This is a genomic window from Candidatus Neptunochlamydia sp. REUL1 (assembly GCF_963457595.1).
Classification (GTDB): Bacteria; Chlamydiota; Chlamydiia; order Chlamydiales; family Simkaniaceae; genus Neptunichlamydia.
Genome location: NZ_OY735137.1, coordinates 46,987 through 73,320, shown reverse-complemented (window position 1 = coordinate 73,320; position 26,334 = coordinate 46,987). Strand labels below are relative to the sequence as shown.

General features: G+C 42.0%; 28 protein-coding genes. 11 read left to right on the top strand and 17 right to left on the bottom strand.

All coding sequences use genetic code 11. From position 1 onward, the window contains the following. From R2I63_RS00720 to R2I63_RS00705, 4 genes are all read right to left on the bottom strand, one after another. Positions 1 to 3,834 (bottom strand): hypothetical protein, encoded by a 3,834-nt coding sequence (locus R2I63_RS00720; protein ID WP_316357776.1) that lies wholly within the window; start codon positions 3,832 to 3,834, stop codon positions 1 to 3. Positions 3,835 to 3,962: 128 nt separating this feature from the next. Next, positions 3,963 to 4,100 carry a hypothetical protein gene (locus tag R2I63_RS00715; protein WP_316357775.1) on the bottom strand — a complete coding sequence of 46 codons (138 nt, stop codon included), beginning with the start codon at positions 4,098 to 4,100 and terminating at the stop codon, positions 3,963 to 3,965. 14 nt (positions 4,101 to 4,114) lie between these two features. Further along, entirely contained in the window at positions 4,115 to 4,333 is a 219-nt protein-coding gene (locus R2I63_RS00710; protein ID WP_316357773.1) for a hypothetical protein, read from the bottom strand. Continuing rightward, complete coding sequence (locus tag R2I63_RS00705) at positions 4,330 to 5,043, bottom strand: head GIN domain-containing protein (RefSeq protein WP_316357770.1); 714 nt, start codon at positions 5,041 to 5,043, stop codon at positions 4,330 to 4,332. Before R2I63_RS00705 ends, R2I63_RS00710 begins: the two co-directional genes overlap by 4 nt. Before the next feature lie 179 nt (positions 5,044 to 5,222). On the opposite strand from R2I63_RS00705, the gene R2I63_RS00700 reads away from it, so the two are divergent. Together R2I63_RS00700 and R2I63_RS00695 are read left to right on the top strand one after the other, a co-directional pair. Continuing rightward, entirely contained in the window at positions 5,223 to 6,683 is a 1,461-nt protein-coding gene (locus R2I63_RS00700) for an adenylate/guanylate cyclase domain-containing protein (RefSeq protein WP_316357767.1), read from the top strand. Between the two features lie 62 nt (positions 6,684 to 6,745). Next, on the top strand, positions 6,746 to 7,213 hold the full coding sequence (locus tag R2I63_RS00695; protein WP_316357765.1) for a hypothetical protein: 468 nt from the start codon (positions 6,746 to 6,748) through the stop codon (positions 7,211 to 7,213). Here R2I63_RS00695 and R2I63_RS00690 read toward each other — a convergent pair. The 3 genes from R2I63_RS00690 to R2I63_RS00680 form a co-directional block, all read right to left on the bottom strand. Next, positions 7,158 to 7,802 carry a hypothetical protein gene (locus R2I63_RS00690; RefSeq protein WP_316357762.1) on the bottom strand — a complete coding sequence of 215 codons (645 nt, stop codon included), beginning with the start codon at positions 7,800 to 7,802 and terminating at the stop codon, positions 7,158 to 7,160. The two genes, R2I63_RS00695 and R2I63_RS00690, sit on opposite strands and share 56 nt — an antisense overlap. Before the next feature lie 116 nt (positions 7,803 to 7,918). Further along, positions 7,919 to 8,326 carry a PspC domain-containing protein gene (locus R2I63_RS00685; RefSeq protein WP_316357759.1) on the bottom strand — a complete coding sequence of 136 codons (408 nt, stop codon included), beginning with the start codon at positions 8,324 to 8,326 and terminating at the stop codon, positions 7,919 to 7,921. 24 nt (positions 8,327 to 8,350) lie between these two features. Further along, positions 8,351 to 9,130, bottom strand: a complete 780-nt coding sequence (locus tag R2I63_RS00680; RefSeq protein WP_316357756.1) for an RluA family pseudouridine synthase — start codon at positions 9,128 to 9,130, stop codon at positions 8,351 to 8,353. A gap of 135 nt (positions 9,131 to 9,265) precedes the next feature. On the opposite strand from R2I63_RS00680, the gene R2I63_RS00675 reads away from it, so the two are divergent. From R2I63_RS00675 to R2I63_RS00660, 4 genes are all read left to right on the top strand, one after another. Next, complete coding sequence (locus tag R2I63_RS00675; RefSeq protein ID WP_316357755.1) at positions 9,266 to 9,628, top strand: Hsp20/alpha crystallin family protein; 363 nt, start codon at positions 9,266 to 9,268, stop codon at positions 9,626 to 9,628. Then, positions 9,625 to 9,966, top strand: coding sequence for a DJ-1/PfpI family protein (locus tag R2I63_RS00670; protein WP_316357748.1), 342 nt, complete (start codon positions 9,625 to 9,627; stop codon positions 9,964 to 9,966). Before R2I63_RS00675 ends, R2I63_RS00670 begins: the two co-directional genes overlap by 4 nt. After that, positions 9,963 to 10,460 carry an acyloxyacyl hydrolase gene (locus R2I63_RS00665; RefSeq protein WP_316357745.1) on the top strand — a complete coding sequence of 166 codons (498 nt, stop codon included), beginning with the start codon at positions 9,963 to 9,965 and terminating at the stop codon, positions 10,458 to 10,460. Before R2I63_RS00670 ends, R2I63_RS00665 begins: the two co-directional genes overlap by 4 nt. 197 nt (positions 10,461 to 10,657) lie before the next feature. Further along, complete coding sequence (locus tag R2I63_RS00660) at positions 10,658 to 11,635, top strand: YheT family hydrolase (protein ID WP_316357743.1); 978 nt, start codon at positions 10,658 to 10,660, stop codon at positions 11,633 to 11,635. 56 nt (positions 11,636 to 11,691) lie between these two features. Here the strand turns inward: R2I63_RS00660 and R2I63_RS00655 are convergent, their stop codons facing one another. The 3 genes from R2I63_RS00655 to R2I63_RS00645 are packed head-to-tail and all read right to left on the bottom strand — an operon-like array spanning position 11,692 to position 13,848. Next, the gene (locus R2I63_RS00655; protein WP_316357738.1) at positions 11,692 to 12,102 is read right to left on the bottom strand and encodes a glutaredoxin family protein; all 411 of its coding nucleotides are present in this window, start codon (positions 12,100 to 12,102) and stop codon (positions 11,692 to 11,694) included. A gap of 13 nt (positions 12,103 to 12,115) precedes the next feature. Beyond that, on the bottom strand, positions 12,116 to 13,180 hold the full coding sequence (locus R2I63_RS00650; RefSeq protein ID WP_316357734.1) for a hypothetical protein: 1,065 nt from the start codon (positions 13,178 to 13,180) through the stop codon (positions 12,116 to 12,118). A 44-nt stretch (positions 13,181 to 13,224) separates the two neighbouring features. Next, on the bottom strand, positions 13,225 to 13,848 hold the full coding sequence (locus tag R2I63_RS00645) for a hypothetical protein (protein WP_316357732.1): 624 nt from the start codon (positions 13,846 to 13,848) through the stop codon (positions 13,225 to 13,227). A gap of 160 nt (positions 13,849 to 14,008) precedes the next feature. Between R2I63_RS00645 and R2I63_RS00640 the strand changes: the two genes are divergently transcribed. Both R2I63_RS00640 and R2I63_RS00635 read left to right on the top strand, forming a co-directional pair. Continuing rightward, on the top strand, positions 14,009 to 14,941 hold the full coding sequence (locus R2I63_RS00640) for an alpha/beta hydrolase (RefSeq protein ID WP_316357730.1): 933 nt from the start codon (positions 14,009 to 14,011) through the stop codon (positions 14,939 to 14,941). Positions 14,942 to 14,959: 18 nt separating this feature from the next. Next, positions 14,960 to 15,667 carry a hypothetical protein gene (locus R2I63_RS00635; protein ID WP_316357728.1) on the top strand — a complete coding sequence of 236 codons (708 nt, stop codon included), beginning with the start codon at positions 14,960 to 14,962 and terminating at the stop codon, positions 15,665 to 15,667. Here R2I63_RS00635 and R2I63_RS00630 read toward each other — a convergent pair. Further along, positions 15,648 to 16,064, bottom strand: coding sequence for a hypothetical protein (locus tag R2I63_RS00630; RefSeq protein ID WP_316357725.1), 417 nt, complete (start codon positions 16,062 to 16,064; stop codon positions 15,648 to 15,650). The genes R2I63_RS00635 and R2I63_RS00630 overlap by 20 nt on opposite strands. A gap of 147 nt (positions 16,065 to 16,211) precedes the next feature. Here R2I63_RS00630 and R2I63_RS00625 point away from each other — a divergent pair, with 147 nt between their 5' ends. Further along, a complete protein-coding gene (locus tag R2I63_RS00625; RefSeq protein ID WP_316357721.1) occupies positions 16,212 to 17,876 on the top strand; it encodes a hypothetical protein in 1,665 nt (554 codons plus the stop codon). Here R2I63_RS00625 and aroC read toward each other — a convergent pair. Genes aroC through R2I63_RS00600 form a run of 5 tightly spaced genes read right to left on the bottom strand, consistent with a single transcriptional unit; the run spans position 17,862 to position 22,584 of the window. Then, positions 17,862 to 18,938, bottom strand: a complete 1,077-nt coding sequence (gene aroC / locus R2I63_RS00620) for a chorismate synthase (protein ID WP_316357719.1) — start codon at positions 18,936 to 18,938, stop codon at positions 17,862 to 17,864. The genes R2I63_RS00625 and aroC overlap by 15 nt on opposite strands. Beyond that, positions 18,928 to 19,458, bottom strand: a complete 531-nt coding sequence (locus R2I63_RS00615; RefSeq protein ID WP_316357717.1) for a shikimate kinase — start codon at positions 19,456 to 19,458, stop codon at positions 18,928 to 18,930. Before R2I63_RS00615 ends, aroC begins: the two co-directional genes overlap by 11 nt. Further along, positions 19,455 to 20,723: a 3-phosphoshikimate 1-carboxyvinyltransferase gene (aroA, locus tag R2I63_RS00610; RefSeq protein WP_316357715.1), complete on the bottom strand. Its 1,269-nt coding sequence runs from the start codon at positions 20,721 to 20,723 to the stop codon at positions 19,455 to 19,457. Before aroA ends, R2I63_RS00615 begins: the two co-directional genes overlap by 4 nt. Next, positions 20,720 to 21,796, bottom strand: a complete 1,077-nt coding sequence (gene aroB / locus R2I63_RS00605; RefSeq protein WP_316357712.1) for a 3-dehydroquinate synthase — start codon at positions 21,794 to 21,796, stop codon at positions 20,720 to 20,722. The genes aroA and aroB overlap by 4 nt, the downstream gene beginning before the upstream one ends. Next, positions 21,793 to 22,584 carry a prephenate dehydratase gene (locus R2I63_RS00600; protein ID WP_316357711.1) on the bottom strand — a complete coding sequence of 264 codons (792 nt, stop codon included), beginning with the start codon at positions 22,582 to 22,584 and terminating at the stop codon, positions 21,793 to 21,795. The genes aroB and R2I63_RS00600 overlap by 4 nt, the downstream gene beginning before the upstream one ends. Before the next feature lie 604 nt (positions 22,585 to 23,188). Here R2I63_RS00600 and R2I63_RS00595 point away from each other — a divergent pair. Further along, entirely contained in the window at positions 23,189 to 23,467 is a 279-nt protein-coding gene (locus R2I63_RS00595) for a prephenate dehydrogenase/arogenate dehydrogenase family protein (protein ID WP_316357709.1), read from the top strand. Positions 23,468 to 23,470: 3 nt separating this feature from the next. Next, a complete protein-coding gene (gene aroE, locus R2I63_RS00590; protein ID WP_316357706.1) occupies positions 23,471 to 24,907 on the top strand; it encodes a shikimate dehydrogenase in 1,437 nt (478 codons plus the stop codon). On the opposite strand, the gene R2I63_RS00585 is transcribed toward aroE, so the two are convergent. Next, the gene (locus R2I63_RS00585) at positions 24,881 to 25,951 is read right to left on the bottom strand and encodes an adenosine kinase (RefSeq protein ID WP_316357704.1); all 1,071 of its coding nucleotides are present in this window, start codon (positions 25,949 to 25,951) and stop codon (positions 24,881 to 24,883) included. The two genes, aroE and R2I63_RS00585, sit on opposite strands and share 27 nt — an antisense overlap. Positions 25,952 to 26,334 lie beyond the last annotated feature (383 nt).

Genomic DNA, 26,334 nt, shown 5'->3' with positions numbered 1-26,334 from the left:
TCAAGGTTGAGATTGCCAAGGGAATGGAGTCTTTGGAGGGGGGACGTCTGATTGGTCATCGGCAAGGTCGCCAGCTGCACCAAGGACTTGCCCCCAAATCCCTGCTTTCGGAGCGATTTGCTTGCGAGCAACAAGAAATGCAATCTTTCCCGTCGCAGCACCTGTGTCGATTTCGACATTGCCAAAGGGACCTTCAACGGGAACCTTCAAAACATAGTTATCGTCGATTCCTTGGATTCCTAAGGTAGAACGGAGTGCTTGGGCGGTTAGGCCGAGGGTCATATCAACATAACGTTTAGGGAAACGAATATTTCCCCATAAACAGAGTTGATATGCCTTGTTATAGAGAATTTCAGTTCTGTCAACATACATCTTCCCTCGATTCATATTGAATCTTGCAGGGGTGAACCAAAGAGAAACGTTTCCTCTGCTTTCGGACTTAAAAAGTCCTCCCACTTCTGAGGTGCTGCCAACATTTTTGCAAAGGATCTGCCCAAGATCGAGTTGTCCATATTTAAAGCTCATATTCTTTATATGGAGATCTTTTAGGGGGACGTTAAATCCCTCATCGTGAATATATAGAGTAATAGGTTTTTCCATCGCCACAACGACTAGCTTAGCGCTCTTTTCGAGAACATCATTGAGCTGGGGAGTGACTGTGAAAATTGCTTTGAGCGGATCTTGAAGATAAAGAACTTCATTAGAAATGATTCCAGCAAAATTCGCTCTGCATGCTGATGCGTTAATGTCCATCGTGACTTTCCCCTGACTCTTTTCCACTTCTGCATCAAAAGTAGCATTAAACAGATCACCAAGAAATGCTGAAGGGGGGAATCCGGAGGCTGTGTCAAATTTCGAAAGGGCATCAACAAAAACACTGGGAAGGTTTCTGACACTTGCATGGATCGATGTAGAGACATCTTTGAAATCCAGAGCTCCAGCGCTAGAGAGAAAGTCTGTTATTGTTCCAGAGCCTTGGATCACACCACTTTTTCTTTCCCCAACTGGAGACACATTTCCATTAAACTTAAAGGTAAGAGGATTGTTTTCTACCCGTTTTTTCGCAATATCGAAATCAAACTTTCCAAGCACAGTAGTAGCACCAGTTCTGCTTTGTTTTAGGTTAAGATCGTCAATACGGATATTCGCATCAAAGTAGCTGCCAAAGAGGTTGAAATCAGGTTTTGGGAAACCTTCTTCCTGATCTTTTAAAGGAACAGAGAAGGGGGAAATCTGTATTTTAAGTACTCCTGAGCCATCAACAGTAAAGAGCGGGTTATTGGAGCTAATTTGTTGATTAGGATTCCGCCATCTGCGGAAGGCGTCATATGACTTTTTGCTTAAATCCCAGCGGATTTTCAGAGGTTTTCGGGGGTTACGAAGCTCCAAAGTTTCCCCCGCATAAAATGCACCATCAAGAGTCAGGCCAAGGCTTTCTATTTGAATATCGAGGTTTTGCCTTCCCAAAGCTTTTTCCATTGCATATTTCAACTCAAGGGAGGGACCGATTAAATCGGGAAGCTGTCCTCTTGTTTTGAAAAAAACATCAGCAATTTGGGAGGGGAAATTGCTTAAAGATGCTCTTACAGTACTAGGAGAAGATATAAGCTCGGATGCTTTGCCATCTCCGACTAATGTAAGCTCCAGCTTTCCAGCGCCTCTGCCATTTTCAAGAGCACTTCCTTCAAAATTGACACTATGTGCATTTTTCTTTCCATCAAGGTCGAAGTCTACTTGAACATTTTCAAAGTTGAATGGATAGCGATTGAGTGGGTTTACCATGTCGAGGTTGGCAATCTTCCCAACGCCTTTTACAGATAGAGAGGAAAAACTCTCTTCCTTTAGGGGGATTTGACTTGGTTTAATTTCTAGTTGAAGAGGGGTCGTTTTGGCTAATAAAGGATATTCACTCTCTTTAGAAAGGATAGGGTTAATTTGTGAGGGCTCCAAAAAAAAGTCTATTTGCAGTCCTTTTGTCAAAATGAGGGTGCTTTTCTCTACCGCAGCTGCAATGTCTCCTTTAAATTTTCGCCCATCTAGAGAAACATTAAGAGGAGACATTTCAAATTCATCACCAACTTTTGCTCTTCCGCTAACTTTAACACCTACATTTTCTCCTAAGACCGAATATCCCCATGTCTGGTCTTGATAGTCGAGAGTAGTGACTCCATCAAATTGAAAGGAGGATAGAGAGGTTCCTTTAAGATTTAACATAATGGAGGGGAGGCTAGCATTTCCAAGCGCAAAAAGATCACTTACTTCTACTTGTCCAGAACTGAGCTTAAGCTCGAAATCAGAATCCTTAAAAATAAGCCCTTCTTCATTGATAGGAATCGAAAGAGCATTTAACTCCCCTTGGATTTTAAAAGGGCGGGTAAGGTTTTCATAGAGATTTGGAGTGACCACGTAGGTAAAGGTTGAAGGTTGCGTAAGCCGTGCAACATCGCTGAGAATAAGAGAAGCATTCTGCAGATTTAAAAGAGGAGTCTTTCCATTTAGGGTAATATTATTTTGGTTTTTAGCAATTTTTCCGGAATAGGTATCTCCAAGATAGACGGAAAGGGAGCTGTTTGAAAAGCTATCAATAAGGGAAAGGGGAAGGTTATCGATGTTTAAATCAAGAGCTGGATAAGAGGGGTTTTTTAGGATGTTTTGGGCTGAAAGAGTTCCACTTAAAGAAGATTGAACCTCTTTTTGATATCGCATAGCGCTTTCTAAACTTATTTGAATGAGCTCATTTAGTGCTGTTGTTGAAAAGTTTGCTTTGAGTTCATCAATATTAAGGAGTCTTTCGATTTTGCTTAGAAGAAGCTCTCCGCCAGAAAAATAGAGATTTCCAACAACAGCCGCTCCTTTGAAATCAAAATTGTTTCGAGTCAATGGGAGGGAACCTTTTTCAAGTCGAATCTCGGTTTGTGCATCGTTTTGGAGGGAGACATCCTTATTGAAATAGTTAAATAGAAGGGGTTTTAAAGTCAGAGCAACTCTGGCTGGAGAATTTAGAACAAGTGTCCCACTTTTATAGGTCGGGTTCAGATCAACAAGAAGGCGAGGGGAACGCACGCTTACCTCAACCTTTAATTCTTCTTCAATTGGAGTTGATTTTAGGTTTGCATTTACAGTATCGCCAAGCATTGCAAGAAGAAGACCTTGATACTTAGGAGCAAAAATAGAGATGACTTGGTCTAGACCCTTGATAGGAACGTTATCAAGGGTCGCTGTTCCTTCTATTAGAGCTTTCCAGCTCCCTTGAGCATAAAAGGTTCCTATGAGTTCACTTTTTCTTGTTTTCCCCTCGAATAAGAATGAATCTGTTTCTCCAACGTCAAGATCCACTTTTATTCCATAAATAGATATGGAGGTGTTTCCTCCGTTTTCAATTGAGACTCTTCCGTTTGAGAGAGTGAGGTGACCACTAAAGTCAGACCAGAATTTCCCTTTGGGCTTTTCAATGGCTTTTCCAGCCTCCTTGAGGGCACCGACTTTTTTCTGAGACACTTTGGGGCAGGCTGAAATATTTAAGTTTTCAATGTGCGTGTTACCGATACTTCCATTTCGAAAAAGAAGACTCCAAAAGGAGCAGCCACTGGTAAGGGAATCAAACGTAACTTCGAATCCTTTTCCCTCATTAAACTGAAGTTTATCGATTTGCTGCTCGCTTGTCCAACTAAGTGAAAGGTCTTGAATCTTGAGCTGGCCTCCTGTATTTCTCTCAACTGTTCTGATCAGGAAGTTTGTTCCAGCTTCAGAGGATAAAATTGTAGGGAGCAATGCTACAAGAAGAATAATGCCTCCTCCTAAAATAGCTACAGCTGTCCACACCCGTTTTTTCATTTTAAAATCTAACCACTAGTTGTTGGTTTGAGCCACTGTTTGTACCAAAGAATTTCCAAAATTGTTTTCGCATCGATGATCTCTCCAGACTGAATCATTTGAGTCGCTTTGTCAATGGACACAGTCAATTAATCAATATCATCGGTGTCAGCCCCTGTTAGAGGGTCTGGGGTCAATTCCTCTGCTAAGTAGAGGTAGAGATATTCTGACAAAACACCAGGAGCAGAAAAGAATCCAGTGAGAAGAGTAATGGTTTTTGCTCGCATCCCTATTTCTTCTCTTAGCTCTTGATCCGCACAAAAAAGAGGATCTCCCCATTGGCATTAATCGGGATAAGGGCAACTGCCCCTGGGTGAAGGACAATGTCAAATGTTTTGGGGTTTTGATGGTCAAAGGTAATTTCATTTCTAATGACTTTGAAAATCACGCCTTCATGAATTTCTGTCCGTTTAATATGGACCTCTCTTTCTCGTTTTTCTTGCATCTGCGAATTGCTCATTTCTTCATCCCTTCGGTATAGGGTGAGACCTTTCCGTCTCCTTCAATTTTTTCATTGAGGACTTTAGGAGGTTTAGGGTGATTAACATAATGGACATGCCCAGACCCACGAATAGAAGCATTTAACTCATCAGTTACCCATACAAAGGCGGTTCCGGGTCCTTGGATGATGACATTGACAATTTCAGATTTAAGATTTTGAGCAGCGTATTTCCCCGCTCCTTTTAAGAAAATGGTTTGAGTTTTCACTTTTCCTTGCAGCGATACCTGACCACTTCCATAAAGATTTGTAATCAAGTGGTCAAAATGTAGATTTCCCTCTAGGAAGGCTGCTCCTTCTAGATCCACAACAATGACAAAATGCTCTCCTTTAAGTTCATCGACATCGACTGCTGCACTTCCAGCAAGGGTTATTTTTTCTAAATGCTTAACAGTCAATTTGGCATTAATAATCCCAGGAAATCTAGTAGAAAAATCAGCATCACCAGGGCGAATCATTAAAACCCCTTGTTGGTCTGAAATCTCGATGTTTCTTAGAAGGGCGGGATCTGCAGATATTTCTAAGTGGTTTTCAGATCCCTGCTTAATTTCCATTTTCCCTTCTCCGTGGAAAACGAGCTCTCTAATATAGTCATATTCATGGGAATAGGTGGTTTCATGGGCTGAGAGAAATGTTGCAGATAATAGGAGCAGTATTCTTAGTATCATCATGATCCCGAGGGTAGCTCTCTCAAAGATTTTATTCAACTAAGGGGCTAAGGTTCTTTACTCAGAGCATTAGGTTTGATCAAAATACTCTCACCATTTATGGTTCGAAGTAGGGTTAGGGGGTGAGTGTCCTAATGAAATTTCGCACTAAATTATTCTATTCATTTATTTTTTTAGGGCTTATGAGTACTCTGCTTGCCCTCTTCATCATCTATGGAGAAGCCTCCCGCCTAATTTTCGAAGAAATTCGTGCGAAAATTTTATCTCTCACTGTTAATTCAGAACAACTTGTCGATCCTAAGATGGTGGAAGAATTCATCCAAAGTAAAGGAGCTTCGAATAGCTCCTCCTATCGAGCTCTCAACAATGACCTTCTTGAGATTCGAGATATTAATCGTCGCTCCGATATTTTTGTTGAGTTTGTCTATCTTATTAAAAAGTACCCAGACTCTGATCAGTATTACTTTCTGATGGACATTGAATCAGAAGACGTTAAGAAAAAAAGTAAGTATGAAACTCTCTATCCATCTAGAGGAGAAGTTCCTCAGGGCCTTTCAGAACCCTATGTCACAGCCCATATCTATTCAAATGAATGGGGAAGCTGGCTTTCAGGTTATACACCCATTTACAACTCTAATGGGCATGAACTATGCATTTTGGGGATCGACGTTCGCACAAAGGAGATCTTTGTTGAACTAGAAAGATTGCTCCTATACGGACTAATTGCTTTTGTGGTTTCTGTTTTTGTGGCGGTTATATTCGCCTATTTTCTCTCCAAGCTTGTCTCTTCATCCCTCTCTGTTCTTTGCGACACAGTCAAAAACATTGGAAAAGGGGATTATTCCTCTCGATCACCACTGCTTACTCGTGATGAATTTAATGAGCTCTCTATTGCAATCAACCAAATGGCAAAAGGTCTTGAAGAAAGAGAACGGCTGAAGATTGGATTTACTCGTTATGTTTCGCAATATGCTTTAGAGGAGCTTCTGAAGCTTGACAAGCCTATTACTATTGAGGGAGAGAGAAAGAAAGTCACGATTCTCTTTACCGATCTCAGAGATTTCACAAAAATGGCTGAAGAGCTTCCTCCAGAAGATGTCTTGAAACTTCTTAACGAATATTACCAGGAGATGATTGAAGTTATTTTCAACTATGGGGGAACCCTGGACAAATTTATTGGAGATGGAATGATGGTTGAATTTGGAGCGCCTCTTGAGGATAAGCTTCAAGAACTCCATGCTGTTCTTGCGGCAGTTCATATGCAGCTTCACTTAGATAGACTCTCAGATAAATGGGAAAGAGGTGGAAAGAAGCGATTTGTTATGGGGGTAGGGATTCATACAGGACTTGCAGTCTTGGGGAATATCGGTTCCGAGCGGAGGATGGAGTATACGGCCATCGGGGACACAGTCAATGTGGCTTCGCACCTGGAGCGAGCCACAAAAAAAATCGATAAACGCATTATTGTATCTAACACCGTTTATGGGAAGGTTAAAGACCACTTCATTTTTGAAGATCTAAAAGAGGTTGAGATTCCTGGAAGAAAAGGAAACATTCAAGCCTACTCACTCGATCCATACGCTCAAAAAGATCTTCATCGTCTTGAGATAATTCACGATCAACACACTCTTCCTGAAGAATAATACTTGCATTTTCAAGGAGTTTTTTTTATTAAAAGTAAAAAAGAAATATTCACGGGCTCGACATGAAAAAACAAACGATTAGTACCATTATTAATCTTTCCAACTTTGGCTATATTGCAGCCTGTATCGTTCTCTATTTAATCGCTCTTTGCATTCTTATTTCTGCTGTTTGGGGTATTATAGCAGATATGCGCTCAGGAGCCTATACTGTCTATAAGTTGCTTGATGAAGTTGGTTTGATTGTATTCTCAATGGCTGTGATCGATGTAGGTAAATACCTAATGCTAGAAGAGGTGATTCGAAAAGGAAAGAATGAATATCACCCCACACAGACACGGAAAACTCTGACAAAGTTTGGGATTATTATCGCCTCGGCTCTTTCCTTAGAAGGGCTTGTCCTAACAATTGAAGTCGCTAAGCAAGACATCACGCAGATTCTCTATCCTGTCTGCGTGCTAATTACCGCAACAATCTTTATTGTTGGGATTGGAGTGTATCAGCTTCTGAATTCTCGCTCTGAGTCGAAATAGTAGGGGTGAAATTTTCGATGAAGTTTGCAAGCTCATCCTGAACCTTATCATGGTTTTCTAGTGGGTAGGTCATCTCCACTTTGTAGAGAATATTCCCAACGAGTATCAAGGTTCCTGCCGTCTCAGTCTTTTTACTATAGTGCTCATAGTCTAAAGCAGGAAAGGTTTTGAAAATTGTGCTTTCTTTTCCCACAAGCTGGACTTTTCCAAGTTCTTTCATTACCACTTTAAGTGCTCCACCGAGAACCAGACTACTTCCATATTTTAGCCACCCATCAGGCAGTGTTGTATAGCTGACTGAGAAGCGCTTATCTCCATCGATATCACAAATATATTCTTTGTAGGAAAGGGATTCCTCGCCTCCAGGAATTGGAAGATCTCGAACAGTTTTTTCAGGTTTTTTAGGAAAAGCCGCTGCAAAACTCTCTTCCTTGGAAGCAAAAGCAGTCCACTTTTCAAAACCTAGGCCCTTTTTCACTGCATGATGAAAATTCAACTTGTGGCTATGTTCTCTTAAATTGCTATAAACGTAATACCCTCCGAAACCGATAAGAGCCACAAAAATAATAAAAAATATTTTCTTCATCATTTAACCTAAATTGTTTTTGCGAATATAATACACTAACCTCCCAAAAATTCCAACTCAATGAATATGTATCGATATTAAAAATTATAATCCATATTCTTGGGATGTCTATGAGTATTTTAGGTTTGTTCTTCAGGCTTTTCAGGAATGATCACTGTTCCAATAATATAAGCAATAAGAAGGGGAAAGAACCCTGTTAGGAGCATTGCAAAAAGCATGACAATTCGAACAATTGTCGCATCAATTTTTAAACTTTCTGCGATTCCGCCACAGATCCCACCGATTTTTCGGTCACGAACGGAGCGATAGAGGCGTTTACATTCAAATTGAATATATATGGGAGGTCCAAGAGGGATAAGCATCCAGGCAATAATATACAGGACAAGGAGAGGGAGCACCCCCGTAAAGATACAAATGATGATCAACAATAGTCGAACAATTGTTGGATCGAGGCTTAAAAGCTGCCCCAAGCCTCCGCAGACTCCTGCAATCTTCTTATCCCACCTGTCTCGGTATAAACGCTTCATAAACTCATTATTACTGATGGATTTTTAAACTTCAAACATTGGAGGCGCTTGAAAGGACATTTTCTTCCCTGTAACAGGGTGAGTGAATGCCAAGTGCGTCGCATGGAGGTGGAGGCGCCCACTCGCCGTATCGCCATACTTTTGGTCACCAAGAATTGGATAGCCAGCCGCTAGGGACTGTGCTCTAATTTGATTCTTCTTACCTGTTTCCAAAGTATATTCTACAGCAGATGTTTTTCCTCGAGTATTGAGAACCCTGTAGTGAGTGATGGCAATCGCACCTTTGGGGTGAGGACGAACAAAGTAATTTTGATCCTCAAGAAGGCGACATTGCCATGTTCCAGACCCTTCGAGCTTTCCTCGAACGATTGCAACATATTTCCTTTCGATAGAATGAGAATGGAATTGTTCCTTTAGCCCTTCTCGAGCTTCTTCCGTTAGGGCCATTACCATCACGCCTGAAGTTTCTCTATCGAGGCGGTGGACTGGAAAAGCACGTGGATACGCTCTTTTAAGAACACCATGAACAGTATCTTCGGTTTGGAATGCTGTGGCAACGCTGAGCACTCCTTCTGGCTTATTTACAACAACAAGATCTCGATCTTCATAGAGGACTTCGACATCTAACTCCAAGAATTTTTGTTTTTCTTTTAAAGAGATCTGTGCCCCTTCCTCAATAATGGCATGAGGTTCCTTTACCTTCTTGCCATCGACAAGGATACGTCCGCCCTTTAGCCATTTCCGAAGAGTGGACCTTGAGCTGTCTGGGAATTCTAATGAAATTCTATCAAGCAGTGCTGTCATAGGTCGGATGATACCAAAATATCTCTTTTCAAGCGAAATTTTTGAGAGAAAAATAAGATCAAAATAAGGTTTTACAAAAGAACTTGGCGTATATTATGATTCAGGTTTCAGGATCGGTTTAAATGGAGAATACTTATGGTAACCAAAAAGTTTCCTATTAGCTCATTTTTTATGGATGATGATGAGTTTACCCTGACCCCTCACGCTTTTGGGCTAAGTGTGTTTGAGGAAGGGGACTCTATTACTATAGAGGCGGCTCTCCCAGGGCTTTTAATAGAAAATGTTGAAGTCACTCATGCTCCCGGATATCTTTTAATTGAAGCTGAAAAAAAAGAAGAAAATCAAAAAAGAAAATACTACAGGAAAGCCTGTAGTTCCTTTTCTTATCGAGTGCCCCTCCCCCCAGCAGCAAATCTATCAATAGACCCTGAAATGATTCTGGAAGAAGGAATTATGAAAATCACTTCCAAACGGAGAAATAAGAGGGGACTAAGATGAAAAAAATTGTTGCTCTCGTTCATGAAATTTTTGAGGATTTAGAGCTTATGTACCCTGTTATCAGAATCAAAGAAGGAGGAATTAAAGTCGTGATTGCAGGAGAAGAGGAAGAAACCGTTTACCATGGAAAGCATGGCTACCCTTGCAAAAGCACTGCGGCATTCCGTGATATTAATCCCTCAGAGTTTGATGGGGTCCTGATCCCTGGCGGGTTTGCCCCTGATAAATTCAGAAGGATTCAGGATAGTCCTTTGGTAATTGACGGACATCTCATAAGTTCCAGGACACCTAAGGATCTTCCTATCTTTGGAAAAGCAATTGTTGAGGCATTGTCGTGAAAAAACTCCTCCTCCTACTTCTTCCTCTTATTCTAATTGCCGCTGACAAACCTCCAATTGAAGACTCCAAGCTCCTTAACATAGGTACTGGTGTGTTTAATATCGTTCGAAACCAAAAGAGCGTTAACTTTCAATTAGAGTATCGATCCGACTACGCTTTTTATCGCAATTCTATGCTTTTTTTTCGCCCCTTAGTAGGAGTTATGGCAACAACAAGGGGATCTGCATATTTTTATGCAGGAATTGCTTTTGATGTTTTCTTGTTTCCTCAACTTGTATTTACCCCAAGCTTTGCCCCTGGTATCTATATGAAGGGGGGAGGAATGGAGCTCGGGTTTCCTCTAGAGTTTCGTTCCTCAGCAGAGCTTTCCTATCGCTTCAAGAACGAATCTCGCTTTGGAGCAATGTTCTATCACATGTCAAATGCTAGCATAGGCTTCAGAAACCCTGGGACTGAATGTCTTGTGTTTTTTTACTCGATCCCGCTTCCGTAACATTCTTATGCTAAGAATCCGAAAAATAGTTGCAAAAACCCTTTATTAATAAATTTGGTCATTTGTAAAATACATATAGGGGACCGACCAATATGTCATTTATGGTCTGATTACCAAAAGATAGTAGCTGATTTCCAAGGAGATATAAATCTCCATACGCTACCACTATGCTTAATGTATTTCTGGGGGGAAAACGCATGTCAAAACAGTCTGTATTCAAGCCATTTCCGCTTTGTACAGGCTGCCATGCTCAAACAATTGCAGCATCTTTTCTATTTGCTTCTGGGAGTTTGCCTTCCCTAAAACGTTTTGTCTATCTTCCCGATGGGGAAAAGATCGTCATGGAAATTTCTACACCTAAAAAGTGGAAAGAGACTGATCCTACGGTTGTTATGGTTCACGGCCTTTGCGGATCCACTGAATCTACATATATGCTGAGAATAGCAAAGAAACTCTACAGAGAAAAAATTCGGGCCATTAGAGTCAATCTTCGAGGGTGTGGAGGCGGACGTGGGCATGGAAGTAAGCTCTATCATTCTGGAGCAAGTGATGACATCTGGGACACATTAAAGGAGATCAAAAGAGATACACCTCATTCTCCTATCAACTTAATGGGATTCTCACTTGGAGGAAATGTCGTACTTAAGACGGTTGGAGAGCGTGGCAGTGAAGCTAAGATCCTTATTGACAAAGTGATCTCAGTTAATCCACCAGTAGATATGCAATCTAGCATAGAGCTTCTCTCACAAAACACCTTTTATGAGCGCTATTTTATGGCTATCCTAAGAGAGGAAGTTGCTTATCTCCATGATACTTTTGAGCATTTACCACCTATTAGAATATCAACCGAAATGACACTGCTAGAGTTTAATGATTTGTATATCGCTCCTCAGTCAGGGCATGATAATGCACGGGATTATTACCATGCTTGTAGCTCAGGAAGACTCATTCACAATATTGCTGTTAATTGCCATATCCTTTTTTCTCTTGATGATCCAATTGTCGATAGCAGTGTCGTTAATTTTAAAGAGGTTCCGAAGAATGTGAACATTCTTATCACTGAAAATGGAGGGCATTTAGGTTTTTTAGGCATTCCAGGTCAAAAAGGGGGATTCCACTGGATGGATTCTGTTCTCCTCCAATGGCTATTTGAACCGACTGAGGATCGGGAATAGGTATTTTGCTGCTCCACCTATTCCCTATTCTCTTTTATATCAGCTAGTTTGGTTGTTTAGAACTTGCTCGGGTTGTTTTTGAACCAATTAATGATTTCATTGGACTCATAGAGGGTTTCCCCGTTGATCACTAGACAGGGGACCTGCTTCTTTCCACCGATCTTAACCAGTGTCTTGGCAGCATCCGGGTTTTTCCCAATGTCCACAGAAGGAACCGTTTTATTTACCGAGGCTAGGTAAGCGTTGACTTTTTTGCAGTAAGGACACGTCGATCGCGTGTAAAGAAGAAGTTTCGGTTTTTCCATATTCACCTTTCTGCCCTGTTTTTCTATTTCATGCTCCTTGTAGGCAATAGCAAACACATCATCATAGATATGAACTAGAGAACCAATAGACTTAACATCTCCGTCAATCTGCATTTCGTCAAAATAAGGGGGATCTATCAAAGCTGGATCCATATCAATCATCGCACACACTCCATTAGTTGGGAAATAGGAATTTTAACCCAAATTTATATATCACGGAAGAAGTTTGTTTTTGCAGCTTCGAATAATAGTGGCGTGATGATGAGGAATTTTCTTTAGCTAGATCCACTTCATGGAGATATCCTCTAGGTTCTGCAAAGAGAAGCATCTCATGTGCTCTGATTGGAGAGAGAGGGTTTTCTAGTGAAACTTCATAGACATCTCCAAAAAGATTCCCCAGTTTTGAAACTAAGTCTCCACGACATACAAACCCTTGAAAACTGGGTCTTGTTTTAAGGGTCACCCAATCTTGAGCAAGCTTTTCAGAAACTCCAGGGAAATTAAAAGCATAGGAGCATTCATAGGGATTTTGACTAATAAGTTCAGCCTCGTGAATCAGGGTATAGGAAGCAACGACCCCTCCTAAACTATGTCCAATAACACGTCCTGGACGCCCTTCTTTCTTGAGCCAATCGTGAAGGGGTTTTTGCCCTTTTTCGAATATGCTATATCCTGGGCCTTTCGGATCGAGATCACTGATAATAGAAGCTCTTCCTCCCTCTGTTGTGAATGAAAAATCCGTCCCTCGAAACAAGAGAATTGGAGCCCCTTTATCGTAGTCGGTGCGGATAAAGCCGAAGGCCTTAATCTTGTTCCACAGATCAAATACCCGATCGACAACAAAGGTTGCCATTTCCATACACCCATGTTTTCCCATTACAGGTAGAGGAATTGTATGCCCCATCTTGAGATTGCGATATGCCATGACTTTAGCTAAGACCTCGCATGCAGCCCATTCACACATTTGAGGGTTTTCTACCGTTTCATAGATCATCTTTAGCACTTCTGAAGCTTTATCAATATCTTTAAACTGGGGAGTTACGCGACAGATAATCCCTTTTGAAGCCATTTTTTCGCGATAGGTCTGTCCAAATCGGCTAAAACTCTCTGAGGAGTTTTCATAAACGAGCGTTTTTTCTTTGAGCGCATAGCAGCGAGAATCATATTTGAAAAGCCAGGAGAGAAATATCTCCCAATATTTAAAGCTTTGAGCTGAAAGCGAAAAATCATCTTGATTCATAAACGAGCCCCATATCGTTAAGATAAAGTGAGGGGCCCTTCAGGTCAATGATTATTAGAAATTGGTGATACTCGGAGATGGGGAAGGTAGGTTTTATCCACATTCATCATGACAAACTCGCAATCAGAGCGCATCTTTTCGATCCATAGATCATTTTTTCCTATGAGAATTCTATCATTCTTCTTCCACCCCTTTAGAAGGAGAAGGTCATTTTTATCAATCTGCCACCAAAACTCATTTCCATTATTATTAAAAACTGAAACCTCTCCATCAAAAGGATCAATGTAGTTGATAAACTGAGTATAGGGACCATGCATATAGGGCTCTGAGAGGAAGTTTGCATGAACAAATTCGCCGCTCTTATCCAAGTTTGCTATATAGTACTCAGATCCACCCATGGGCATAGTGTTTCTAGTGATCGATAAATGATCGTGGTAATCCCACTCTTCATAAACCTTCATAGCCTCAGCAGACAGAGCCTTAAATTGTGTTCCATCCTGTAATTCTATTTTTCCATCTCGACTTTTTCCGCAAAGAAGATGCTCCCCTGCATTCAATAAGAAAATAGGGGCAGGTGACTTTGCACCTGGAGGTTGAGATTGCCATGCAGCAAGCTGTGTTCCCACCAGGAATAACAAAGCAATAGTACTTAAGATTTTTCTCATCATAACTCCATCAAGTGATTAATTTCGCTCGGGAGTTTAATACATAAATAAATTTTCAAGAAAGGAAAAAGACTCGCGTTTGCATATCGAGATCGATTCATATGAAGAAACCATTAGAAAAAAAAGTGGTCTATAATATTGAGATAACTCCATAATGAAGTTCATGACATTACATCCAACTCTTAAAGAGATCATTACAGTGACAAAAGCGGCGAACAACCCTCCTCTTTCGCGCACACCTCTAGCTGAAATCCGAAAGGGACCCATGAAGATTCGTCCTCTTGCTGGTGAGCCTAAACCGCTTGCAAAAGTCATGAATCACATCATACATCATGAGGAAGGAAACCTACTTGTTCGTCTATACTATCCCAAAGAAAGCACCCCTCTCCCTGTTCTTCTTTATTTCCATCCCGGTGGGTTTGTCAAAGGAGATATTGACGCACATGATCCTACCTGCCGAGCCCTTGCAGATGCTAGCGGCTGTCTTATTGCCTCAATGAATTACCCTCTCTCTCCTGAAAACCCCTTTCCTAAAGCATTAAACGCCGCAAAAGTTGTTCTCCATTGGATTAGTTCCCACCCTAAAGAAATTTCCTCAGATGGAAGAATCGCAATTGGTGGAGAAGATGCCGGAGGAAACCTCGCTGCTGTCCTAACGCAAGAAGTACGCGACGAACCCTACCCAGACATTTCCTTCCAAGTTCTTATTTACCCTCAAACAGACTTAACATGCAGCAGCCTTTCCCATCTGGAATATGGATCAGGATACCTTCTTGAAAAAGACTCGATTGAATGGTACCGCAAGCAGTACCTTGATAATGATCATGATCTCACCGATCCCCGAATATCGCCCCTCTATTCTTCCAATTTCTCATCCCTGCCGCCAGCCCTAATCCTTACTGCTGAATACGATCCCATGCGCGATGAAGGGGAGTCTTATGCCCAAAAACTCAAAGAAAAGGGCGTTCCTGTAAAACTAAAAAGATATAAAGGGATGGTCCATGGCTTTTTTCAAATGGCCGGCCTCCTCGATGATGCTCACCTAGCCATTCAAGAGGTGGGTGAAACCCTAAAAGCCCACTTCAAGCTTGAATAACATGGGATAAACTCATCTATGGCAAAAGACGTTACGGCATCGAACTGCACAATCGTAGGATTCGGATACTTTATTTCCCGTCCCTACCTCTGGCTAGCTCCTCTGCTTGCTGCCTTAATTTCTTTCTTTGTCCTTCTCGCTGCTTTTTTTCTCACAGCCTATATCAGCTGGCCCGAAGGCTCTGTCGGGTGGTTCAGCTACACTTGGGGAGTTTTCAAATCCCTTGGCTATGCATCGCTTACACTTGTGGCCCTGTGGGTCTCGGTCTTTCCTGTGATTTTGAACTTCGCTTTTGAAAATATGATTGGGAAGATCTTGCATGATGAACGCACACCCATCAAAGGAGAAGGAGCCCTTCAGGCAGTCACATCAAGTATCCAAGTGATGTTTCGCACATTAGGGTGGCGCCTTCTTTGGCCAGCCGCAACACTTGTTTCTCTCTTCTTTTTTGGCCCCCTTGCGATGTTTCTTGCTCAGGTAGGAATGGGTCATATTGCGATCATTGACGCCTGCGATCTCTCCCTAACAATACAAGGAGAGCCTGTATCCCGTCGGATACAGGCTCTCAAATCAAGAACCCTTCCTATTCTCACAGCTGGTTTCATTGCCGGAATGCTTAGCACGATTCTCACCACAACAATTGTTGGATGGATCTTCTGGCTTCCAGGAGTCTATGCCGGCTGCACCCTTTGGACACTCCGCTGGCCTAAAAAGTCCGGTAATTAATAGGCACTGGTTCCATCACCCTTTTTTTCGCAGGTGAAGACGTGCCTTTTACGACTCTCCACCGAGAGCAGTCTACAGTTGCAGTCTGACCATCAGCTGGAGAATTAGGGTTTGATCCAAAGCTTCTATCACTTCCTGGAGACCTGAGAGGAGTTTTTTCTTCTGCTTTCTGATCAACTACTGGCATTTGTTCGATTGGAGGTGAGGATCTGCTCGAGTCGAATGTGACTTGCCTTGGAGCAATTGTTGCCCGACTCTGTGTGTAATCATGATTTAACAATGGATCTGCTGCAGTTGCAACCTGTTGTTGTGTTGTATCTTCGCCACTATCACATAGGCAGCAGCAAGATAAGTACCAAAAACATCCATGATTATTCGTTTGGGAAGTTGCTTCCATTTTACACCTTGTTACTATTTCAATTAAAGTTAGGGTAAATATCTTACTCTCTATTAATCAACTTTGGCAAGAGAAATTAATTTCTTTTGTTTTATTCATATTTTTTGTACCATTCTTTTCCTGAATAACAGAAACAGAGGAATATTCATGGATACAGCATCGGGACCCATAGAAAGTATTAAGAACTGGCAACTACACTTTTTACAAAAGGGTGACAACTGTGCGTCGCATTTCGTTGATTGGATATCGGAAAATACTCATACCCTCAAGAGTGCTGATGGAGCAACATACGCTTATAAAAGAGTCGTTTCAGGAGTGGAGGCTTATCTCATGCCTGCAGTTGTTGCTTCAGCCCTAATGCAAGAAACGACAACATTTGGTTGCGAGCTTATAACAAGGTGCACCTTTAAGAAGGGACACGATAACCTTGGGGAATCGATTGCAACAATTTGTAGACTCGTCATAGCCTTTTTTGCAACCCTTGCCGCAGACATAACGTTGCTTCCGCTATTTAGACCCGATATCTATCAAAGAAAAAAGGAGCTTCCTCCCCCTCCGCTGAGAACTCCAATGGAAATTTTAGATGCTGTTCAAGAGTTTGCGCCTTTTTGCGCAACTGAAGCCTCTCAAGCTCTCCGCGGCTCCCCAGTTTCTCTTATTCATTATCAAAATGAACAAAAGGCCTACCATTCAGGTGGAGAAATTGAGTCCTATCTTTGGACGCCTATCAACTACGTGGCGGAAAAGGAAAGTTTAAATAAACAACCGATCTATAAAAGACAAGAAATTGCTTTTGAGAAGCCTCAAATTGGCGAGCATTTGGAAGGGTTTCTTTATCCTAGAGGAAGCTTTGGAGTACACGTCAAGGAGGTCTCTTGCACGGAAGTCCTTCCCAAAATTTTTTCCAAAGCGCAGCAAGTTGATGCCTTAGTGCTAGATAGCTGCACTATGGTCAATGGAGTTGCAGGTTTAGAACTAGGTGAGTTTAAAACCGTAGTTTCATCAATCCGTGTCTTATCCCTTCGAGGAATCGAAGGGGTTGCTGCTGCTGATATTGTTGCAATCGCAAACAAATTTCCAAATCTTAGGGCAATTGATTTAAGGGGCGTTAGGATTATGGGTGGTTTCGACGAAGAATTTCTTCAATCACATATTGTTGTCTCAGAGAATATTAACAATGCTCAGCAACACTTAGACACTGTTAATTCAAAGCTTGAGAAAGAAATAAGAGCATTTATTAATGGTGACTGCGCGGATCCTTCTCCTATTGTCAAACTATTTTGTAAAGTAGGTCCTGGAAAAAAAATTGAGGGGTATCCCCTTTTATCACCTGCAGTAGCCTTCATTGGAAATTTCTCCTGTTTAAGGGGACTCCCTATTGGTGGTCAACATTTGCACAATATCCTTCGAGGTCTTCGTGAAAACTTTTCCAGCTTGACCCATGTTGATTTTTCTAAAAACAAAGATTTTAGGGTGGATCATCTAGCTAAAATGAGCGAATTAAATCTTCATACGTTAAAGATAAGGGATTGTGCTGGTGCATTTCAATTCGACGTTGAGAATCGGCATGAATGGTTTGTTAATAGCATTCACTCTCTATTTGCGAAGGGACTAAGGTCTTTGGATATTCAGTACGTACATAGCCACACTATTTTAAGAAAGATGAACTCACAAGTCTTTCCTTTTCTTGAAGCTTATGCTCATCACACACGTTCAAATCTACAGCTCTTTTTCTCTTATCCGAAAGACGGAACAAGCAGTGAATACGAAAATAATGGGGCAATTTTTTTTAAGCCCTTAGCATTTGGATGATAGGGAAAGGAGGAGGCTGTCGGCGTAGACGCAGGCAGCCATTGCTTCAACGATGGGAACAGCGCGGATTGTCACGCAAGGGTCGTGACGAGATCCAGCGGGGAGTTGGAACGTTTGGGCTTTGCCAGAGGTGTCAACAGTCTTCTGAGACTTTTCAATACTGGAGGTGGGTTTGAAGGCGACGCGGAATGTAAGGGGGAGTCCCGTTGAGATCCCGCCAAGTGTGCCCCCAGCGTGATTGGTGGTAGGGACAATGCTTCCTGAGGCATCGGTTGTAAAACCATCGTTATGCTCGGATCCTTTAAGATTCGCGGCGTTAAATCCTTCTCCAATTTCAAACCCTTTAGTAGCGGGAATGCTAAGCATTCCTTTTGCTAGGTTAGCTTCGAGCTTTTCATAGACAGGATCGCCTAGACCTATGGGAAGTCCAGTGGTTGTGCATTCGATAACGCCGCCGAGGGAGTCATGTTCTTCTTTTGCTTTTAGGATTGTTTCCATCATTTGACTGCCGGCTTCTAGGTCAGGGCAGAAGATGGGGCTCGAGGGAATCGCTCCAAAGTTGACGGAGTTTATGGAGATACCACCGATGGAGTGGATGTAAGCGGTGATATGGATATCCGAAAGAGCGAGAAGTTTTTTGGCAATTGTTCCTGCGGCAACGCGGCATGCTGTTTCTCGAGCAGAGGAGCGGCCTCCTCCGCGATAGTCAAAGATCCCATATTTTTCTAGGTAGGTGAAGTTGGCATGGCCTGGACGCATCAGGTCTTTGATCGGTTCATATTTAGAGGGATCGGCGTCTTTATTAAAGATGATAATGGAGATCGGAGCGCCTGTTGTTTTTCCTTCGAACACTCCAGAAAAGATTTCAGCCTTATCTTTTTCTAAGCGGGGAGTGGTATAGGGCGTTTTGCCACCTACACGCCTTTCAAGCTCTTCATTGATTTCATCGTCCGTGATGGGAATTCCTGCGGGACATCCGTCGATAATGGCGCCGATTCCTTTCCCATGGGATTCTCCCCAGGTGGTGACACGGAAGAGCTGCCCAAAGCTATTACTTGCCATCTTTTGTTACCTTAAAAATTTTCTTCACGACAGCGCTGTCTTTCATTTCGGTAACGTCTACTTTTTCAGCGCCAATTTTTTGGTAAAAGTCTTCCCGTTCATCGTACATTTTATCGAAAGAGGCTTCCGGATCATTAGGATTGATAAAGGCGGGGAGAGGATCTTCTGAAAGGACTCGTTTTTTAAGCTTTTCTCTTTCGAAATAGAGGTAAATGAGATGGCTGTTTTTCTGAAGAGCCTCAATGTTTTCATAAAGAAGCATTGCGCTACCGCCAACAGCAATCACAGAATTCCGCACATCTTGGAGAGATTGAACAACTTCATATTCAAGGGCACGAAAGGTAACGGGTCCAACTTCTTCATAAATTTGGCGGCAGGTGAGTTTTTTCTGCCTATTAATCTGATAGGTTTCTTCAATAAGGTGATCTGTATCAATAAAAGCGCACCCTCTTTCTTTTGCGAGCATTCTTCCAAAGGTGGTTTTTCCGCATCCTTTGATGCCAAATAGGACAATATTCATGTAAGTTCTGCTCCAAGTTGAATCATATGCTCTCTAAAGTTAGGGTAGGTCTTTGCAACGCACTGAGTATCCTGAACGACCGAGTCTCCTTCAGCGCCAAGAGCCGCAACGGTAAGAGACATAACCATCCGGTGGTCGTGGTAGGTGTCAACAGTTGCCCCTTTCAGTTTTGAAGGGCGAATGATAAGACCATCCTCTTTTTCTTCTATATCAGCTCCCATCTTTTTCAGCTCGGTAGCAATGGCATGAATGCGATCGCATTCTTTTTTTCGCGCAATCGCGGCGTTGGTAAGGACTGTTTCACCTTCCGCAAAGCATCCAATCACGGCTAGAATGGTGATGGCATCGATGTAATCGTTGATATCAAGGATGCATCCTCTGAGCGTGGTCCCTTTTTTGACATGGAGGGTGCGTCCTTCTGAAGTGATATTTGCCCCCATTTGTGTCAGAGCATCAAGGAGTTTTTTATCTCCTTGCACATCCCTTCTATCAACATTTTCAATGGTCACTTCGCTCCCTGTTACAAGAGCTGCGGCTACTGGAAAGGCGAGAGAGCTAAAGTCTCCGGGAACGGTATAGTCAAATCCAGAGTAGGATGCGCCGCCTGGGATGACATAGAGGGTATACTCATGATTTTCATAAGGAAGTTCTAGGAAATCAAGCCACGAAAGGGTAAGATCGATCCAAGGTTTTTCACCAGGGTTTGTGATATGAATTTCTGTTTTTTTAGAGGCAAAGGACGCCGCAACGAGGAGTGCCGAGATGGGTTGAGAATCCTGCCCATCTAAGGTGCACGATCCTCCACTGAGCGGCCCTGCAATAATTACGGGAGCGTATCCATCGCCTCTCATACTTTTAGCGAAGACGCCAAGTTGCTCGAGAGCCTCAAGGAGAGGTTTGACAAGGCGACGGGTGCGGATTGAGTGGTCTCCGGTAATTACTGTATAAGCTGGAATAAGGGCTGATAGTGCGCCAATAAAGCGGAGGACGATTCCTGAGTTACCTGCATTGATCACATCGTCTGAGGGCTTAAGATGAGGTCCGACGCCTGTAATCTCAATAGTATCTGCTGATTTTACAGTCGTCGCACCGAGAGCCTTTATGGCTTTTAGCATTGCTGCGCTATCAGGGGAGTCTAGATACTTATGGATTTTTGACGTTCCATTTGCCAATAGAGCAAAAAGGAGGGCGCGATGGGTATGAGATTTCGAGGGGGGGATTTCGATGGTCCCACTAAGTCTACTTGGCTTGATATTGTAATTCACTTTCTAAACTCCGCAACCATCCAGCCGAGGGCTTCATCAAGAAGTTCTAGATCAATCGTAGTGCAGTAGGACCCTTTGTAGGACTCGACGTGGCCTATTCCCCGGAGTATAACCAATCGGGGAAGTCCTAGCTCTCCTTTTTTATCGTGCTTCATGGCTTCAATCATTCCGGAGGTGGTGACACGACTGGAGAGTGTTAAGGAAAAGCCCATAATCTTAAAAAGCTCATAAATGTTATCAAAATCAGCCTCTTCTAGGTGCCCCATTTTATGGGTAATCAAGGATTCTACGATCATCCCTATTGCAATCGCTTCCCCATGAGAGAGGGAATACTCTTCAAGAGTTTCAATAGCATGACCTATGGTATGCCCAAAATTAAGGATCCGCCTTTCTCCAGATTCTTTTAGATCGTGCTGAACGACTTTTGCTTTGATCGTTGCGCATTCTTTGATGACTTTCTTCAAAAGGGTTAAGTCACGTTGTTTCCATTGGTCCAGGTTCTCTCTCAAAGTTGCAATGATTGATTTATCTGCAATTAAGCCATATTTAACGACTTCAGCGCTTCCACTAAGCATTTCGCTTTCAGGAAGAGTGCTAAGCATCGAGAGATCGATAAAAATCGCTTCTGGGGGGTAGATTGCTCCGATGAGGTTTTTTCCTTGTTTCACATTGACTCCCGTTTTTCCTCCAATACTTGCGTCAACCATTCCAAGCAAGGTGGTGGGAATCGAAAGATAAGGGATTCCTCGGCAATAGGTGGCTGCAACAAATCCTCCAATATCAGTCACAACACCTCCCCCCATCACGATGAGAAAGGTGTCTCGAGCAAATTTTTTTGCAAAAAGAGCATTTTCAATCTGTTCTTTTGTTCGTCTGTTTTTGCTCTTTTCACCCCCAGAAAAAGTAATCAAATCACAAGAAAACTCATGTTGACTCATAAAGGCGAGAAAAGGTTTTGCATAAAGAGATGCCACTTTTTCGTCGGCTAAAAGAGCAAAACGCCCAGAATGTTTTTCTAGAATTTTGAGTAAATGCTCATCTTCTAGAAGGTCGTAGGAAAAGAGGATAGTCATAGAGGATAGGATCCCAAGTGTTTGATCAAAAATTGCCGGCTTAAGCTTTCAAAAAACCGTAGAACCTCTTTTTCTTGGAGGTGTCCTTCTACTTCAATAAAATATAGAGGAGTATGCCCTTCTTGTAAAACGAGATTTTTTAATTTGATGAAAGGGATCTTCATATCGTGACACTGAGTCGCAATCTGTTTGGTAGTCGTTGCCGTCTCCTCACTGAAGAGAAGAAAGGAGGTTCCATGCTTCCCTTTTCCTTTTGAACACGGGGCTTTGCCAACAGCAAAAAAGGTCGTAAAATTCTCTTCATTGTCTTCCATATTTTCAGCAAGAATAGGGAGATCGTAGTACTGTTGAGAAAACGTAGAAACAAGGGCAGCGCTATTTTTAGGGTTGGCCTGATACTGAATGGCTGAAAGGGCATTACTTAGTGTTTCAATGATCTTCACTTGAGGGCACTTTTCTCTCACTGATACTCGACATTGCACAAGGGCATGGGGCTGCGCATAAAGGTACTCAATCTCTTCTTCTACACCAACGAGGTTAAAGGAAACGGGCAAAACAATTTTTCTGACAAGAGAGAAATCGTATTTCATTAGATTGAAAATCGTCTCTTCAACAAACTCGGATACCGTATTTTCCATGGGAATAATCCCTTCCGAGAATTGGAGGTCCGCAAGTCTCATAAAAATCTCATCAATGGATGACGCAAACGCTAGTTTCTTCTTTGGATATAGCTTCACTGCCGCTTGATGTGAAAATGTTCCTTCAGGGCCTAGTGTAATGATTCCCAATAATTCTCCATTTCTTGTCTGCAATAGGCGACAAAATTATCAAAAAAGGAAATAACTGCTTCCGGATTAAAATTGTTAGCCTGTGCCTTGATACTAATCGCTTTCCGTTGTCTCTCCTCTCGGACTAGGTCATAGATAGGCATTTTTTCGAGTTCCATCACTTCTCTCCTGCTATACTTTTTTTCTCATTACTTTCGCAACCTTTTCAATGTCGGTTGCAATCGCATGGAATTCATCAAGTTTCTTTCCTTATATTTGTGTAATCCAATGATGGTTACTGTTTAAAATCTTGTTCATCTCTTTTTTAAGATAAAGGCATATTGCAAGCTGTGGCTTGTGATACTAGATAGTGTCGTCGAATAATCTTCGCTGAGAGGAGGCTATCTAATTGGTAAAGTATGGATCTGGGATGGGGTATAGTTTAGAAGGCGCGCTTAAGCGCCAAAATAGAAATAAAAAAAATAGGAAGGAGAGCTAGCAAAAAGAGACTTTTTTGCCGCTAGAGAGGACCGAATCTGGTGCTTCTCGCGTTTTTTCACAAAAACCTTCCTATTTATATATATTGTTGTAACATAAAAAATCGAAATAGTCAAGGAAGTGATAAGTGAAATTAGGCATTATAGGTGGTAAGGGGAAGATGGGAAGGCTTTTTGCACCTATTTTTGAACGTTATGTTGATGAGGTCATAACTTCCTTAGATCCAATAGAAAATGCGAAATCCTGTGATGTTATTGTTTTCAGCGCTCCTATCGAAGTCACAGAAAAGGTGATAGAGGAGCTTCTCCCTCACATTGAAGAGAGACATTTGCTCATGGATTTCACATCCCTTAAGAAAGGGCAAAAAATGACGAATTGTTTTATTGAAACTATGAAAGAGAATTAGGACATGCTAGTTATTTCAGTTCAGGGAAGCTTTGATGAGGCGAAAAAAACCGTTCAAGAAGGTCAAAGATATGGAGAACTTATTGAGCTCCGTTTAGACCTTCTTGAGAAAAATGACCTGGGCCACATTTCTAAGCTCAAAAGCGCCTCGAAACTTCCCTTGATTTTCACCCTTCGACACAAGGACCAGGGCGGAGCCTTTTCTGGCAGCGAAAGTGAGAGGGAAGAGAAGCTTCTCGAGCTCCTTACGTTAAAACCAGACTATGTTGATTTGGAATACGACTGCGCCTTTACTAACAAAATCAATCCAGATATCTCGATTATCTCCTCGTATCATGACTTTGAAAAAACGCCAGATAATTTAGGGAAAGTCCTTGCCCAAATGGACCGGTTTCCAGCGGCAATAAAGAAAATTGCTACAATGGCTAATTCCTCCATTGATGCTCTCAGAATGCTTAACTTTTCCAAAAAGTATGGAATTGCAGGAATGTGCATGGGAGAAGAGGGGAGGATTACCCGAATTTTAGGTCCTGTTGTTGACTCTCCATTGGTTTATGCATCTATTGAGAAAGCTGTAGCCCCTGGGCAGGTTTCGGCTGCAGAGCTTTGCGAACTCTACCGCTTTCATCAACTCAATAGAAAAACAAGAATCTACGCCCTGATTGGAGATCCTGTAAGCAAAAGTGTTGGCCATCTGTGCCACAACCATATTTTCAAGAAGGAAAAAGAAAACGCTGTTTATGTGAAGTTTCGAATAACCCCACCGGAAGTCCTTCAATTTTTTAAGGAAATCTCTTCATTGCCCTTCTTTGGATTTAGTGTGACCATGCCTCTTAAGGAACATGTTGCACCGCACCTCGATGTGATAGATGCAAAAGCAAAAGCTATGGGGGCCATTAATACTCTCACAAAAAGAAAGGGGAACTGGTATGGAACCAACACGGATGGGAAAGGAGCATTGGACGCACTTGAAAGAAAAGGTACGGTTCACGGAAAAACTATTCTAATCATTGGCGCTGGAGGAGCGGCAAAAGGCATCGCCCATGCTGCCACAGACCGGGGAGCAAAGGTGATGATTGCCAATCGGACGCAAAAGAAAGGGGAGATTCTTGCTAGCAAGATCGGTGGAGTGGCCATTTCTCTTGATAAAGTCCCTGACTACGACATTATTATTAACACAACCCCGATTGGAATGTCTCCCAATATTCAAAACCTTCCTATTTCTGATAAAGAAATCAGAGAGAAAAAAATTGTCTTTGATGTGATTATGAGCCCAAAAAAAACAAAATTTCTTAATATTGGTCAAAACAAAGGGGGGGAAATCGTCTATGGTTATGAGATGTTTTCTCAGCAGGCACTGCGCCAACTTAAAGGTTGGCTTGATCGTCCACTAGATGAGGAATTGATTCTTTCATCAATCGAGAGCTTTTCCTTCTTCTAGAATCGTGTTTCTGATTTCTTCCCAAATTGCTTGAGGAATCTCTGCTCCGATTCGTTTAACAACCTGAGCTGAAATATAAGATCCCATCCAAGCGCATTTACGAAGAGTTTCTCCGTGAAGGTAACCATGGAGAAATCCGCTTGTATAAAGGTCTCCCGCTCCAGTTGTATCAATCGCATTCACAGAAAGCGCTTCCATGTAGATTTTTTCATCTCCCAAGCGAGCCCAAGAACCCCTTTCACTCATGGTAACCACAGCGACATCACAAAAGGTAGATAGTTTGTCACACGCTTCAGAAGCTAAGAGACCTGTAAGCTCCTTTGCTTCTCTCTCATTGCAAAACAAGATATTAACATACTTGTCGAGAATGCGATGGATAAACTCTTTATTTCGTCTGACAATTTCCACATTTGCTAAGTCCATTGAAATGATAACCCCTGCCTTTTTTGCAAGCTTTAGGATCCTGATGACAAGATCAGGATCAACAAGCTGATATCCCTCTATATGAAAAAGCCGCACCTTTTCAAAAATCTTAGGATCGAATGAAAGGTCTGATAAGCTATGAGAAGCGCCAAGATAGGTCCGAAAAGTTTTTTCAGCATCAGGAGTGATTAAACAAACAGCTTGTCCAGTTGGCAAAGCTCCTTTTTCAAGCAGAGGAACAATTCCAAGGTCTTTCATCTTCTGTGCGTAGTATTCTCCCTTATCGTCAGATCCTACCTTTCCTATCACAGCACACTTTTGTCCTAATTGGCACATCCCCTTGATCACATTTGCACCGCTACCGCCTGGAAGCATTTTAGCCGGACCCTTATTCTTCTCAAGGATCGAAGAAAGGGTCGGGTGATCTATTGGAGCCCATCCTCCTTTTTCGCTAGTCATTGAATGGAGCTGCTCGTCCGTAATAAAGAAATAGTGGTCGATGATCGCAGCACTTAGACCTACAACTCCATATTCTTTTGTCGATTCGGATATTTCAGCTCTTAAGACCCCCGCTGTAAGCATGAAAAGCAGAGTAAAAAGAAATGGTCTAAGACGCTTCATAGTCCCTCAGAAATTAGGTTTTGTGGAAGGATAAAAACTTCCCTATTTTTTGGCATCAAAAAACTTCTTAAAAATGACTACACCACCTAGAACATGTCGCCAAGATTTGACACGAACTATAAAAATATGTTAACAGGACTATCGAATAACAATTGGAGTTCATTATGAAGTTTTTAATTGTCTGTTTATTTCCAGTAGTTCTCTCTATTTTCTCATTTGGGTTACCTTATAATTTTCTTACTATTAAAAATATTTCATCACAATGGATATGCCCTTACTGTTCTCATTCCAACCCTTCTTCAGTAAGAAACTGTGAAGCTTGTGAATGATAGGTTTCTACAATAGAAAATAAAAAAGGGCCTTACAAATGTAAGGCCCCTTTC